The 13,915-nt window shown below is 39.3% G+C and carries 12 protein-coding genes; 4 read left to right on the top strand and 8 right to left on the bottom strand.

Translation table 11 applies throughout. The features are described from left to right. Positions 1 to 100 precede the first annotated feature (100 nt). Positions 101 to 1,045, top strand: coding sequence for a hypothetical protein (locus ACG59Z_RS12145; RefSeq protein WP_400199595.1), 945 nt, complete (start codon positions 101 to 103; stop codon positions 1,043 to 1,045). 112 nt (positions 1,046 to 1,157) lie between these two features. On the opposite strand, the gene ACG59Z_RS12140 is transcribed toward ACG59Z_RS12145, so the two are convergent. From ACG59Z_RS12140 to ACG59Z_RS12120, 5 genes are all read right to left on the bottom strand, one after another. Continuing rightward, entirely contained in the window at positions 1,158 to 1,766 is a 609-nt protein-coding gene (locus ACG59Z_RS12140) for a hypothetical protein (protein ID WP_228141173.1), read from the bottom strand. Between the two features lie 227 nt (positions 1,767 to 1,993). Continuing rightward, positions 1,994 to 2,278, bottom strand: coding sequence for a hypothetical protein (locus ACG59Z_RS12135; RefSeq protein WP_216116916.1), 285 nt, complete (start codon positions 2,276 to 2,278; stop codon positions 1,994 to 1,996). A gap of 644 nt (positions 2,279 to 2,922) precedes the next feature. After that, positions 2,923 to 4,269 (bottom strand): OprD family outer membrane porin, encoded by a 1,347-nt coding sequence (locus ACG59Z_RS12130; RefSeq protein WP_400199591.1) that lies wholly within the window; start codon positions 4,267 to 4,269, stop codon positions 2,923 to 2,925. A 78-nt stretch (positions 4,270 to 4,347) separates the two neighbouring features. Continuing rightward, complete coding sequence (locus ACG59Z_RS12125; RefSeq protein ID WP_400199589.1) at positions 4,348 to 5,733, bottom strand: MFS transporter; 1,386 nt, start codon at positions 5,731 to 5,733, stop codon at positions 4,348 to 4,350. A gap of 172 nt (positions 5,734 to 5,905) precedes the next feature. Further along, entirely contained in the window at positions 5,906 to 6,850 is a 945-nt protein-coding gene (locus ACG59Z_RS12120; RefSeq protein ID WP_135925299.1) for a dihydrodipicolinate synthase family protein, read from the bottom strand. 187 nt (positions 6,851 to 7,037) lie between these two features. Between ACG59Z_RS12120 and ACG59Z_RS12115 the strand changes: the two genes are divergently transcribed. The 3 genes from ACG59Z_RS12115 (at position 7,038) to ACG59Z_RS12105 (ending at position 10,900) form a co-directional block, all read left to right on the top strand. Then, entirely contained in the window at positions 7,038 to 7,928 is an 891-nt protein-coding gene (locus ACG59Z_RS12115; RefSeq protein ID WP_400199587.1) for a LysR family transcriptional regulator, read from the top strand. A 203-nt stretch (positions 7,929 to 8,131) separates the two neighbouring features. Then, entirely contained in the window at positions 8,132 to 8,839 is a 708-nt protein-coding gene (locus ACG59Z_RS12110) for a YoaK family protein (RefSeq protein WP_400199585.1), read from the top strand. Positions 8,840 to 8,986: 147 nt separating this feature from the next. Further along, positions 8,987 to 10,900 carry a lipase family alpha/beta hydrolase gene (locus ACG59Z_RS12105; RefSeq protein WP_400199583.1) on the top strand — a complete coding sequence of 638 codons (1,914 nt, stop codon included), beginning with the start codon at positions 8,987 to 8,989 and terminating at the stop codon, positions 10,898 to 10,900. 54 nt (positions 10,901 to 10,954) lie between these two features. On the opposite strand, the gene ACG59Z_RS12100 is transcribed toward ACG59Z_RS12105, so the two are convergent. The 3 genes from ACG59Z_RS12100 to ACG59Z_RS12090 all read right to left on the bottom strand — a co-directional run bounded on the left by ACG59Z_RS12100 (position 10,955) and on the right by ACG59Z_RS12090 (position 13,860). Further along, on the bottom strand, positions 10,955 to 12,289 hold the full coding sequence (locus tag ACG59Z_RS12100; RefSeq protein WP_400199582.1) for a basic amino acid/polyamine antiporter: 1,335 nt from the start codon (positions 12,287 to 12,289) through the stop codon (positions 10,955 to 10,957). A gap of 5 nt (positions 12,290 to 12,294) precedes the next feature. After that, a complete protein-coding gene (locus ACG59Z_RS12095; RefSeq protein WP_000696108.1) occupies positions 12,295 to 13,173 on the bottom strand; it encodes a homocysteine S-methyltransferase family protein in 879 nt (292 codons plus the stop codon). Positions 13,174 to 13,389: 216 nt separating this feature from the next. Further along, the gene (locus tag ACG59Z_RS12090; protein WP_400199580.1) at positions 13,390 to 13,860 is read right to left on the bottom strand and encodes a hypothetical protein; all 471 of its coding nucleotides are present in this window, start codon (positions 13,858 to 13,860) and stop codon (positions 13,390 to 13,392) included. Positions 13,861 to 13,915: the final 55 nt, after the last annotated feature.

The following is a 13,915-nucleotide window of genomic DNA, read 5'->3' as shown; positions in this document are numbered from 1 at the left end:
GTGTAAATATTTATATATTAATCATAATTGATGAGTTCTTGAGCAATTTTGATTAGGCTTAGAACAATACTATTAAAAATTTTTAAATTTGGGGTGACAAATGAATGATTTATATTCTGCTTATGGATTGGACTATACTGATCCAGAGTGTGATTTTTTAAATATCAACCTTGATGAAGATACACCGTTATTTGTAGATGCTTATGCAATGTATCGTTCCTCAAATACTCATATGCAATTGGGTCATGAAATTTTAAGGAATTTTATGACAGCAACATTATTAGGATTAAAAAAATATCTTGAAAACCCAACAATTATTAATAGTTTATGGATATCAAAATGTTTTTCAGAGCCAAAGGGTACTGGTATTGGTTTAGCTAAGAATGGCCATAAAGGAAGGGGGAGTCATGATGTTAAATGCCAACAAATCATAACTGCCTTAAGGCACTCTAAAGCTGTGGAAACAGGAGAATTAGAAGATTTAGAAGAGTTATTATTAGTTATTGAAGGGATAGGATCAGATACAATTTCTGATATTACTCTGAATATTGCTAAAAAAAGTTTTATTGAATATACACAAGAAAAATGTAGTAAATTAAATATAACTGTAAAGCCTACTGAAGAAAAAATACGATATTTTTGTAAAATAGATAATAAATGGAAAAGTGATCATTTCGATTTGCCACATTTGGAAGTTGGAAAAGATAAGACGTTAAGCTATTTAATCTTTATTCCTAATGAGGTGCTTGAAAAAAATATGGCTTATGGTTGTAATTATTTTTATACAAATATTGCAACTCCAGTTTATGTTGATCAAGTACTTAGAGCAGGTTTGTCCTTTATTTATTCGTTGAAAGATGGCAGCAAAAGAGTGAATAAACGAGAGATGAGGAAAAAAGATGAATATAAGGGGGGAAAGAAAAAGATGGATAGCTTTATTTCAAAAAATCCAAAATCATTGAAAGAATATAGAAAAACAGTTGCTGATAAACGCTATAAACGAAATCAAGATAATAAAAAACAAAATAATGATGATTCTGAATAGATTTTAATTTTATATTTTTTATAAAATTATTAATAGAATTATTTTGTATGTTTCATTTAAAACCCTTTAATAGAAAGGGTTTTAAATGAATATAACTGTTATTTTTTAAATGCTATCCTAGCCAATTCGGTTCGGTTATACAATTTTCGTTAAAAATACATAGCCATGGTTGTGCAACAATTTTTTTATCATTTGTCCATCTATCAATCTCATGACCATAAATACCGTCAAATCCCATATCTTTAGCTCCTGAACAAATTAACTCTATAAGTTCGCGAGTCAGTTCATGGCCAGTTGCAAATTTTGCAGAATCAGGTCCATACTTTGTAAGATTGGATTTATATCTTTCAGTATATTTATACGCTGCAAAAGTATTTTCTTGAATTATAGGTCTTAATACAGAACCATCTTGCCATCCATTATGCCATATATCTTTTTTACTATTTAATAATGCATCAAAAAATGCATTTTTACACAGTTTTGTTCTTAGCTCTTCAGAAGCATATTTATCCTCCAATGTGTTAAGAATTTTTGAATTTTCCTTAATTTTTACTTCAGCAATATTTTTGCCAGCAGCTTGAGCAAAATCTATATTCGATGTGAAAAAAATACCAGAGTGTTTAACTAACTTAGTCGTGTCAAATGGTGGTGGTAGTTGCCAATTATTAAATTTAGAGTCTGTGCCATGAAGCCATTTTTTTGTGAATAAAGATTTACTCATAAATATTCCGTTAAATTATAAAGATAGTTAAGTCTAAAAATTTTTTAGATTTAATTAATCTTACAATACAATATATTGTTTTATATTATATTTTTGTTAAATTTAATTGGTTTTCATATTATTAAAATTTAGACAGGCCCCCGTGCCACAACAGAACTTTAATTTTTTGCGCTGATTTAAAGTCATCTACCATTGCGGCACAGAGATAAGGGAGCTAAGCCAAATGCTTAGCCCATGTCTTCTTTATCGCACCGCCGCATCACGCTAAAAAAAGTAGGGGCAAAGTCCTGTGGGAGAGCAGGACTTTGCAAACTGACATGTTCTAGGCGTTGCATAAGCTGAGGCGAATACACTTGTTCGAGCCGTTGGTAAATACAGTCGCAACTGGCTTGGGTATGCCCACCAGACAGGCAAATTTTTTCAAACTCCTGCTGCGTGCGAAGGTCACAACCCGAAACGCTGTAATCGCCAACAATGAGGCCTAAAACAAAAATAGTTTTATAAAATTTCATATTATTCTCGTAATGATTGGGGATATATCAATGAGAAAAAATAAACCGCTATATTTTAAGTTTTAAAATCATTTTTAAAGGCAATAATTAACCTGCCTATAAAAGCAATAAAATAAAATGACTTAAATTTTAAAATAAAAATAATTTATAAATTTGAAAATCCAGATAATAGAAAACCCAAATTTTAAATAAATAAAAAGTTTATAAGGGAGAGGGGATTAATCTAAAAAAGGTCATGGTTAACTCCTTAAAATTTATGGAGCTCTACCACCAAAAATCACCGTCAATTGATTATGGTGGTAGAACGAGAAGGGGTTGACAGACTGGGTATACACCAGCACGCGCAAGCGCGTCCCCCTCCCGTCCTACCGCAACGGTAAGGGGGAGGTGCAGGTTGCGCACAAGTCTGATACTCAGGAAGTATAAACCTGATACGCTGTATACTCGGTCTGTCAAAACCGACTGGCAATGTAGGCCAGCGAGACCATAATAATCATAAGTTTTTAACAGGTCAATTCAATTTAAATAAAATATTATAAAAATTTTAAATATAAATTTATATTTTAATTAAACTCAAAAGTTAATCGATTTAAATCGTTAAATTAATAAAAATAATAAAGCTAAACTAAACGTTTAGCCTGCTCTTAAAATGTATAACGGTAATTAATAAATACACGGTGCTGGTCCCAATCTTTCCGAGACATGCCATTTATTTTTTCACCGAGGTTTGCATTTTCAAATTCTGAGTCATAATGCAAAAATGAATAACGCACATCTAAGTTTTTTACCCACGGCAAGGCATAACTCACTGTAAAGTCAAAGTAACGCTCTTTACCCTCAATATCACTGCTGATGTTACTTTGGTGAGCGCCAAAGCCATAAATATACTTCGCTTCGGTTTTTAAACCTTTCACGTAGTCTTTCCAGTTATATTTCAACCGAAGGGCAACGGCGGTTTCATCGTTATTGGTAAAGTCAGGGCCAATGGTCGCAGAGGTCGGAAACGGGTTGGTGCCGTGATCTTGCGTTAAAACCGAGTTGCGGTCGGAGTGCACAGCAAAGTTATCTTCAATCCAAAAACCATCAAACTTTGAAACGGCAATACCACCTTCGAGATTATTCTTGGCCACATTTACATCGACAAAATAACCATTGCCCCGGTTGTTAATGTCTTGGCTTTTGACACAGTCCAGCTCGGTTTCAGTACCACATTTAAACAGCTTGCCATCATCACGTGAGAAAAAAGCCCCTGTGTTAAATGTCCACACCAAGCCATGCAAAGGCAATTTATATTGAGCAATCGCCCCGTACTTTTTTAAATAATCTTTGCTATTTAAATACTCGGCATTTACGCTCCAGTTTTTGTACTGATATTTGGCACCAAGTAAGCCGACATAATCAATTCGTTCGTCATTTTCAGTCACCAGTTTTTCAAAACTATCCATGCTGCGCGGTTTCCAGCGGTCATAGTAGGCCATGTAAGTCTGTAGCTGATCATTCAGTTGAAACTGCCCACTCGCACCCGAAAAAGTGTCGGGCACCGCGCGGTTATTGGTGCTTTTAAGTAACAATGAATCTTGCAACTGACGGCCTAATTTAATTTCGCCTTTATCGCCTAGTTTTGCTTTGATATAGAGCTGTCCTAAAGTCGCAAAGTTTTGGTCAAGCTTGCCGTTATTTTCGACTTCTAAAAGCTGAGCGCTAGGCTTGCCAGAGTCAAATAACTTGGTGACTGCATAGAGTGAGCCATCTACACCGAGCCAGTCCCACATGTACGGTGACTGATAATTTAACTCAAGCCCTAACGCACTTTGCTCATATTCACTCGACGAAGGCGAAGGGTTGGCAAGCGTGGGGTGGGCAGTGCCTTCATCGTTCCAGTAACGGGTGTTGAGTTTTAATTCTAACTTGCCAAATTCTTGAGGAAGCTCTGCATACGCATTGCTCACACTGCCTAAACCAATACAGCCCCATAGCAAATATTTATTCATTTTAAATTCCTTTTTTAAGCATGAATAAGCCCTTTGCCTAACGCTGGGGTTAGGCAAGCTTTTTATGAAATGGATGAATTAAGGAGAGAGTTTTTCGAGCACTTGGCCTTTGGTTTCAATGGCAAACAAGAAGGTCACTAGGCCACCAATGAGTGCCACAACGGCCAGCACACTAAACACATATTGAATGCCGTAACCACCAACCACGAGGCCGACCATAACAGGTCCAATCGCAGAGCCAGCACGTAACCAAGCGGTACTAAAACCAATGCCCATCGCACGTAGGCGAGTTGGGTAAAGTTCTGCAGCGTAAAGGTATAAAGAGAATGAAATGGTCTGCAAAATGGCATAGCTCAGCGTTGCTAAAATCACAACTTGCATGGCCGATTTTGCGCCTAAAACCGAGAGGCTCATGAGTGGAGTGATCGCTAAGAAAAATGCTGCACTGTACCAAGGACGGCGACCGACTTTATCAATCATTAACGCACAGATAATAGAGGCAATCACACCCACGCCCGAAGTAATCCAGCCATAACCCAAACTGGTTTGCAGCGACAGACCAAAGTGTTGTTTGTAGAGAGATGGCAGCCAAGTCACCATGGCATTGTTCACCATATACACGCAAAACCACATGCCCCACAGGGTAAAGGTACGCTTGCGATAAATGCCACGGAACAGCTCGCGCCAGTCGGTTTTTGCCATGCCTTGTGGGTTAATTTCTTTAACCACAGGTTCAGCCAAAGTTTTACCGCTTTTGATGGCACCGTCTTCAAAGCTTTTAACCACTTGATCGGCTTCTTTAAAACGACCTTTCGAGGCAAGCCAGCGTGGTGACTCAGGCAAGAAAAACCGTAAAGGAATCACCAGTAAAGATGGAATTAGGCCCACAATAAACATGACTTTCCAGCCGTAAATTGGCATCAGGAAAAATGCTGCCATGCCTGCAAACATAAGACCGAGTGGGAATAAAACTTCATAGAGCAAGAAAAACTTACCGCGCTTTTCTGCACCAATAAACTCATTAATATAGGCACTCGCAACAGGTACTTCGCCACCTGTTCCAACGCCTTGTAAGAAACGGAAAATTAACAGCGACATTCCACTCCACGCAAACAGACAAGAAATATCCATTGCCACAAACAGTAAAATGGTAAAAGACAGCACTTTTAAACGACCGACTTTTTCGGCAAGAGAACCAAAAAAGATCGCACCGACCAGTTGCCCGACATAGCCCGCGGCAATGATCGCACCGACGTAGGCAGGCGTCAGGTGCCATTCGGTAATGAGTTGGGGTAAAGCAAAGGCAATTGCTAGAACAGTATAAGCGTCAAAAAAGGTCGCGATACCGATAGTAATTCGCATAAATTGCAATCGACCAGTGACGGGTAGTCGTTCGAGTCTTGCAATAATTTCCGCATTTTTTTGATGATGACTAATTTGTTCTACATCCGCTAGATTTGTCATCTTATATCTCCTTATCACTACATTCCTCGTAGTTTTGTTGTTCTATTTCGCACTACCTGTTCACCACAGTTTGCATGCTTTTTATTATTGTTTTTAAGAGACATGCCCGATGTTTGGCCTCAGGCAGCGTACAGGAAAAAAAGGCTAGCGTACATGCTAGCCCGAATAGAATTTAAGCAACGGCTTGGGTTAAATCGACCTTGCCAATTCCGGCTTGACGCATCGCATCATGAATTTCTTGCTCCACACCATCAGCCAGTGGAAGCAGAGGAGAACGCACAGTGGCATGGTCTAAAATTCCGCGAGCAACCAATGCATGTTTAAGCGCGACCGTGCCTTCCATGTGTGAACCGCGGTGATAAACATTGCGAGTCACTGGTAATAATTGGTCGTGAATCGCACGAGCTTTGGCGTAATCTTTGGCCTTACCTGCTTTAATCATTTCAATTAACAGTTCAGGGGCAATGTTGCCGTAGCCAACCAAAGCGCCATCTACATCAAACATGGTGTGAAGCAAATATTCATCGTGGCACGTTAACACCTGTAAGTCTGGACGTTCACGGCGAATAATCGGAATTTCGACATCCCAGCGGCGCATATTACGCACACCATTTTTCATGGCAAATACGCCTGGCTGTGCAGAAATATCGAGTAGAGTGTCTAGGTCGTAAGTGGCCTTCGTTGCATCTGGATATTGGAATAAAATAGATGGCAAACCACTTTCTTCATAAATTGCTTTATAACGGTCTTGTGGTGCGCCTTTTTGATAGCCAAAACGCAACCAACCATGTGAAGGATAAATCAAACCTGCCGAAGCACCTGCGCTGACTGCACGTTTTGCTTCTTCTGCTGCAACCGAAGTACCTTCGAGCGTAATCCCTGCGATTACCGGAATTTTGTCATCTACCGATTTAACAAAGCTTTCGATGACCTGCATTTGTTCTTTTTGCGACAAGAATGTTCCTTCACCTGCATGCCCAAGAACAACCAAGCCTTTCACACCATCAATACTGCCTAACCATGAACCTAAACGTTGAATTGCATTATGGTCTACTTGTCCGTCACGGGTAAAAGGAGTCACAGGTGCTGGGGTTAATCCACGTAAATCTAAACTCATAATCGTACTTCCTATACAGTGTAATTAAATATTCTCTGGTTCTTAATCTGACTTAAATCGTGTTGTAGAGAACATGATTGGAGTATAGAAATAGGTAAGCTATGTAGGAATTACCAATTCTTGAATTTCAGTTATACTGAAAATGTATGGCTCAAAATGCTGCCTATTTACGATTTAGGAAGAATCGATGAATTATGAATTATGGAAAATATTTTTAGACGCGGTAGAACTCGGCAGCTTAAGCAAAGTCGCGATGCTGCATAACACCAACCAACCGCAAATTAGTCGGCAAATGAATGAGCTTGAAGCCCAATGTGGTGGTCGTTTGTTTAACCGAACCGGACGGGGTGTCGAGCTGACCGATTTAGGCCAGCATTTACTTCCTAAAATTCGTTCATGGCTAAACGTGACCGATCAACTCAACAATGAAATTTTGCACTCGACCGATACCCCGATTGGTACGGTGCGTATTGCAAGTTTGCCGTCTACAGCACATCCATTGTTATCGACTCTGTATAAAGTGCTTCAAGAGAAATATCCCTTAATTAAACTGTCGGTGCGTGAAGGGCAAGGGGTGCATTTAGAAAAATGGCTGGAAGATGGCAGCGTCGATTTAGCCATACTCTATCGGTTTAACCCAACGCCTAAACAAGGCGATGTTTACCTTACCCAAGCCGATACCTATTTGGTCGGCTGTGAAGGCGATGCGCTCACTCAAGCAAATGAAGTCGAGTTTAAAGAAGTGAGTCAGTTACCGCTGGTCACGTTTTGCAGGCCAAGTAACTGGCGCAATTTTTTAGACCACATGGCTTATGAAAATGGGGTGGAGTTGAATATTGTGTTTGAAGCCGACTCGATTAGTTTACAAACGCATTTGGTTTCCGAGTCTCGCATGTACACTATGCTCGGGCCGCAAGCGTTAAAGAAGGCCAGCCAATACACCCCAATTCAAGCCGCAAAAATTATTAATCCCGCGCTCAAGCGTTATATTTCTTTGTCTATTTCTAAACATGGTTATTTAACGCCTGCGTGTAAGGCAGTAATGGAAGAAATTAGAAATCTTGCCGATTTGCTTTAATCAAACCGTAACTTTATGACTGATACTGTTGCATGGTGCGCATCATAATTGTTGCTATTTTGAAGACAGTGTTGCGACATTAAATAGTCTATGTTTTTACATGCTTTTTTGTTTTTATAAATGCTTTAGCTTTGATTTGTTTTTAAATATTTAAAACATCTTTGTAGTGAATTTAATGACTTTAAAATAACAGGATGCTGTTTATGCCAGAGACCTCAATTCAACAAGAAACACAAAGTACATGGGCACTATGTCGAGATCCTGTTTTACTGACTATGGTGGGCGGGGCAATTGATACCATTGGCTTTATTGCGTTATTTGGTTTTTTTACCGCGCATGTAACGGGCAACTTGGTGCTTGCAGGAGCAGCCTTGGTGAAGGGCGGTACAGGGGTCTGGATTAAGCTTGCTGCTATTCCACTGTTTATTGTGACGGTGGTGATTACCAAACTGTTAATTGACCGTAGTCAGACCAAACACAAAACGCTGTCTTATTTATTTTTATTTGAAGCTATTTTTCTCTTTGCCTTTATGGCTGCTGGGCTTTACTTTGAGCCATTTAAAAATGCCGATTCGATTACCGTTGCTATCACGGGTGGCCTCGGTTTAATTGCTTTGGCGATTCGTAATACATCAAGCAAAACCCTCATTAAAAATATTAGCCCAAGTACCATGATGACAGGCAACACCACCCAGCTTGGTATTGATATTGCCAACTTGTTAAAAAACAATAATGAGGCCAATCGGGCAAGTTTGCTTAAAAGCGCCAGTATTGTAATTGGCTTTGTGATTGGTGCTTTTATGGGGGCTGTGCTTTATGTCTATTTTGACTTTTGGAGTGTAGCGCCGTTTATTTTACCTATCCTTTATTTTTCTTATTTGGCTTCACAGCAGAAGTTTAAACAAGCTTAAACAAAGCTATTGAAAGAGCCTGAATTTAAAAAATTCGGGCTTTTATTTTTTTAGTAAAGCACCATTGAAGCTGAGCTGAAATTGTTCGTTCACAGCTTTACAGGCATAATGACGAGTGGGGAAATACATTCGATAAAGGAATGCACAATGACAAAGTCTGGCCATTATTTAGTGCTTGCAATAATGGGACTGCTCAGCGGTTGTCAGGTCATTCATTTAAAAGAAAGTAACTTAAGTAGCGCTTTAAAAAGTAAAAATGAAAGTATTTTGACTGACAATACTTTAAGTCATCAAACCCAAAACTTACTGTATTTGGTCAAAGAAAATGAGACGTCTTGTCTGCAAAATTTTGATGATTGTTTAAAGAAAATTCAGGGACTGTCTGAAAATAGCAGCAGAGAAGAGCGTTATGCTGCGCTCAGTGAAATTTACTTGGCAAAAGCTTTAGATGTTGGGCGTAGCAGTCAGTGTAATGTCACTCTTAAAAGTAACAGTTGTGTTGAGCAAGAGCTGGCGCTGTTCGATAAAAGCTTACGCTATAGCTATGTTTATTTGTTTGGCTCTGAAGAGTCTCCTTTCGATCGGGTATTTGACCATCGGCAAAATCAGGTGCGTATTTTTTATAACGTGGCTTTGTCAAAGCTTATGACCACGTATTTTAATCATTTAAATACGCTTCATTTCCCACCGCTACTCAAAGCAGACGGGCATGAGTACCACGTCAATTTTGACCATGCGCTAGATGTACAAAACATTGAAGTCGATACCTTTCGCTCTAGCTATAACATGAACTTTTCAGGGTTTAATACCGTAAACCGTAAGGATGGTTTAGGTGCCGAGTTTATCGTGGGGCGTAAGGAGCATGATGTAAATCATGGTTTTATTTTAGACCCCGACGCTTTTTATGCTCACCAGAGTAATCCCAATATTCATTTACCACGCTTCTTTCCAGTCACTGCTATTGCATACCCAAAACAAAAGGCCACAGCCGATCAAGTCATTGCTGGGGCAGATTTGGAAATTTCCATGTTCGACCCTTATCGGCAGGACCGCGTAAAAGTTGAAGGTGTGGACTATCCGCTTACTGCAAACTATTCGGCACCTTATGGGCTTTGGCTCTCGAAATATAATTTAGGTGCAGCAGGTTATTGGTCTTTAATTAATAAAGAAGCCAATTTGATCATGCCGCATTTATATATGCTGGAACCCTTTAACCCGAATAAAAAAATTATTGTGTTTGTGCATGGTTTGGCCAGTAGCCCAGAGGCGTGGGTGAGTCTAACCAATGATATTATGGGCGATGCCGAATTAAGGAAAAACTACCAAGTTTGGCAGGTTTTTTATTCAACCAATATGCCGATTTTTGAAAGTCGTTTTCAGATTTATTCATTGTTGAATCAGGCTTTTCAAAACGTTGCTAAAGACAGCTATGCTGCTCATGATGCTGTGCTAGTGGGGCATAGTATGGGCGGAGTGATTAGCCGTTTATTGGTAAGCGATGCTGATATTTCAGAGCAAGCCATGCAAAAAATGAATGAAGCCCAGCTAAACCGTTTAAAAGAAAATCTAGTGGTGCTAGAGCGTTTTCAGTTCAAAGCTTTGCCTTATTTTAAGCGGGTTGTTTTTGTTTCGGCGCCGCATCATGGTACTGACTATGCTGACCGATGGTTTACCCAAATTGCTCGCCGTATTATTCGGTTACCCGCCGACTTTTTTATTGCAGTTGAAATGAGAGATGAGAAAAATACCAAACTCAGAAAAGGCTTAATTGAAAATGGAGCAAGTAATTTAAGTCGTTCTTCTAACTTTATGCAGTTGACCCAAGCCATTCAGCCATCGCCACAAGTGGTCTATCACTCAATTATGGGCAATATAAATGGCACCACAGATAAGACAAAAATGAGTGATGGGATTGTGCCTTATCAAAGTTCACATTTAGGTGGAGAGCAATCAGAACTGATTATTAAAGGTGGGCATTCAATACAAACTAGCCCAGAGGCAATTTTAGAATTACGTCGTATTTTAAGGTTGCATTTAAAGCAGTCGCAGCTTTCAAAATAGAATTTTTGTTTTTAGAAAACCACTGCTGAAATAGCTCAACAGTGGTTGAAATGATTAATTAAGCTGGTTTTGTTTGAGCGATTTTTTATGCTCAAAGTAGCTGATTGAAAAAATAACCAAGCCAACCAAATACAACACGCCAGACAACAGCAGTAAGTCTAAACCTGCCGCATAGAGCAGCCAAAGTGCATAGATTGAAGCAACACTTGCAATGGCAATATGCGGGGTGCGTTTATGGCGAATAGATTCTTTAAGATAAAAAGCCGACACCAGAAAATAAGGCAGCAAAATCATCACCGATGAAATCAATAAAAGCTGAGTGTAGTTTTTATTGAAAAAATACACGGCAATCAGAGAGCCTTGTACCACAATAGTAGTGAGCCAAAGTGATGAAATGGGTACATTGTTCTGATTATTCTTTAAAAATAGTTTCGGGAATGCACCATTTTTTGCAGCCAAATATGGAATTTCAGTCGCAAATAACGTCCAGCTTAAATAAGACGAAGAAACTGAAATAATAAGCCCGATGGTTATAACGATAGTACCCGGTAAGCCGATGAGCTGCTGCAAAATAGTCGCCATAGATGGGTTATGCATGCCTGCAAGTGCTTCACGACTTGCCACACCATAAGCCAGTACTGTGACCATGATGTAAAAACTTAACGCCAGTAACACACCTAATATAGTCGCTTTACCAATGTCATGACGCTTTTTTGCGCGTGATGATAAAACCACAGCACCTTCAATACCGGTAAATACCCAAAGGGTAATCAGCATGAGGTCTTTTACTTGTTGCCAAAGCGGAACTTTTAAAGAGAAGTCATTTAAGTTGAGTTTGAACAAATCAAACTTAAAGGCAATAAAGGTAAAGAAGATGAAAACCACCATTGGAATAATTTTGGCAATGGTCGCCAGTAAATTCACAATCGCAGCTTCTTTAATGCCTCGACTCACTAACCAGTGCACCAGCCATACAAAAATGCTTGATCCAATCAGTGAGTAGAGCGTATTACCCTCACCAAAAATAATATGGTCTTTGCTGTCGGTAAACATGCCAATGCCTGAAAAGGCAATGACCACATAGCCGACAATACCAATGGTGGTACATAACCAATAACCCCATGCCGAGCAAAACCCGATGAGATCTCCAAAACCTTCCCGCGCATAGTTATAAATACCGCCGTCTAGATCTGGTCGTTGACGGGTTAAATGCAACAATGACAGGGCTAAGAAAATAATGCCGACTCCGGTAATGAGCCATGCAACAAGAAGGGCAGAGCCGTTGGCAACTTGAGCCATATTTTGGGGAAGGCTAAATACGCCAGACCCCACCATAGAGCTAAATACCAGCGCTGTAAGAGACAACAATCCGATTTTGGCAGCAGACATGGTATTTATTCTTTAAAAAATTGAGAAAGTTCAGCAATGTGTTCTGGTCCAATACCACAGCAACCGCCAACCAGACTTGCACCTGCTTGCTGCCATTGTTTAGCAAAACCAAGATAAGCTGGAGCATCTAAGTCTTTACGAATTTCATCTAAGCCATCGTTCGCAGTAGCGCTTTCATCTTGCGGTGGGAAAGCGTTGGCATAAGCACCAATTTGTACAGACTCTGGAATGAGTCCTTTAATCTCATTAATTGCCTGCAAGATCACTTCTGGTTGGCAGCAGTTAAACAATACTGCTTTGGCATTTGATTGCTTGATGAAATCAGCCACTTGCTGCATGTTTTCGCCTGAACGAAGTAACGCTTGTTCTTGTTTAATTTCATCTTGTAGCGTAAATGACACCCAATAGTCCTTACCATCTTGTGGCAATAACGCGTGTACTGTTTCAACTTCTTTTAAGCAAGATTGGGTTTCAGCTAACCAGAAGTCAACTTCTGGTGCCAATGTGTTAATAATTGGCTCAGCTAGGTTTTTAGCTTGTTCTGGTTGGAACAAGTCTGCACGGTAAGAACCAAATAACGGCGGTAAGCAGCCTGCGATTTTGACATTCTTGCCGCTTTCTTTAACTGCATTTTTTGCTTGTTCAATTGCAACTTTAATTAAACGTACGCCGTCAGTTTCAAAGCGTTCTTGACCAATGTGAAATGGTACAACAGCGTAGTTATTGGTGGTAATGACTTCTGCACCAGCATTGATAAAATCGAGGTGAACTTCTTTTACTGTTTCTGGTGCTTCAATAAGCGCAAGCGCAGACCACTCTGGTTGACGAAATGGAGCGCCACGACGGGCCAATTCACGGCCTAAACCGCCATCTAAAATTTTCATAAATTACAACATAACGGGAGAAAAATAATTCAGTTAATCTAGCGTGTAGATGAGCCGTGTTCAATCGCGAATATGCTCGATATATTTCTAAATAAATTAGATTGTTATGAATATTTTTTCTTAAAAGGAATTCTGTAGATGATGTTCAGTTTTACTGATGAACTTCATGTGAAAAAGAACATGTATTTATTTGAAAATATAGAATAAAAAATGATCTTACAAAGCACCATATTGTTGCCAGCTTTCACCTGTATGCTGTGTTTTATAATAGGCTTGAAGTTGTTTAAGCTGTGAAAAATGTATACCTGACCACACCAATAAACTAATAAATATTAAAACTTTAGATAAGCTACGAATTTTACTTACGTGAGTAAAAGCCAACAAAATAAAAAACAAGGCAGGTAAAAATATAAAGAATTGAACAGAGGAGAAAAATAGATGAGCTGTGCTGAAATATAACGCGGCTGCGCTCATGAACACATTTAAAACAGAACATAGCTTTTGATATTTACCGAGCTTAAAGGCATAAGCTGTTATGGTAAATAACACGGCTGAGCTGACGTAAATGGCTGTACCGCCAATCATCCACATATAAAACCCGCTTAACAAAAGATAAGCCAGTAGCAAAACAAGTACAAGCTTAAAACAAAATGACAAGAGGCGAGGTGATGAGTTTAAAGGCGTCATAGTTAGTCTAAATATCTCAACTGAGGTCTTAAACAACAAAAGGACGAATCGAAAT

Source organism: Acinetobacter sp. ABJ_C1_1, from assembly GCF_044684115.1.
GTDB classification, from domain to species: Bacteria; Pseudomonadota; Gammaproteobacteria; order Pseudomonadales; family Moraxellaceae; genus Acinetobacter; species Acinetobacter nosocomialis_A.
This window is presented reverse-complemented; position numbering and strand designations above follow the sequence as displayed.

Excerpts from the sequence above, each read along its gene's own strand:
- ACG59Z_RS12100 (WP_400199582.1), bottom strand. The coding sequence starts at position 12,289 with ATGTCTGCTGCCAAAATCGGATTGTTGTCTCTTACAGCGCTGGTATTT.
- ACG59Z_RS12105 (WP_400199583.1), top strand. The coding sequence starts at position 8,987 with ATGACAAAGTCTGGCCATTATTTAGTGCTTGCAATAATGGGACTGCTC.
- ACG59Z_RS12095 (WP_000696108.1), bottom strand. The coding sequence starts at position 13,173 with ATGAAAATTTTAGATGGCGGTTTAGGCCGTGAATTGGCCCGTCGTGGC.
- ACG59Z_RS12135 (WP_216116916.1), bottom strand. The coding sequence starts at position 2,278 with ATGAAATTTTATAAAACTATTTTTGTTTTAGGCCTCATTGTTGGCGAT.
- ACG59Z_RS12110 (WP_400199585.1), top strand. The coding sequence starts at position 8,132 with ATGCCAGAGACCTCAATTCAACAAGAAACACAAAGTACATGGGCACTA.
- ACG59Z_RS12090 (WP_400199580.1), bottom strand. The coding sequence starts at position 13,860 with ATGACGCCTTTAAACTCATCACCTCGCCTCTTGTCATTTTGTTTTAAG.
- ACG59Z_RS12115 (WP_400199587.1), top strand. The coding sequence starts at position 7,038 with ATGAATTATGAATTATGGAAAATATTTTTAGACGCGGTAGAACTCGGC.
- ACG59Z_RS12125 (WP_400199589.1), bottom strand. The coding sequence starts at position 5,733 with ATGACAAATCTAGCGGATGTAGAACAAATTAGTCATCATCAAAAAAAT.
- ACG59Z_RS12120 (WP_135925299.1), bottom strand. The coding sequence starts at position 6,850 with ATGAGTTTAGATTTACGTGGATTAACCCCAGCACCTGTGACTCCTTTT.
- ACG59Z_RS12130 (WP_400199591.1), bottom strand. The coding sequence starts at position 4,269 with ATGAATAAATATTTGCTATGGGGCTGTATTGGTTTAGGCAGTGTGAGC.
- ACG59Z_RS12140 (WP_228141173.1), bottom strand. The coding sequence starts at position 1,766 with ATGAGTAAATCTTTATTCACAAAAAAATGGCTTCATGGCACAGACTCT.
- ACG59Z_RS12145 (WP_400199595.1), top strand. The coding sequence starts at position 101 with ATGAATGATTTATATTCTGCTTATGGATTGGACTATACTGATCCAGAG.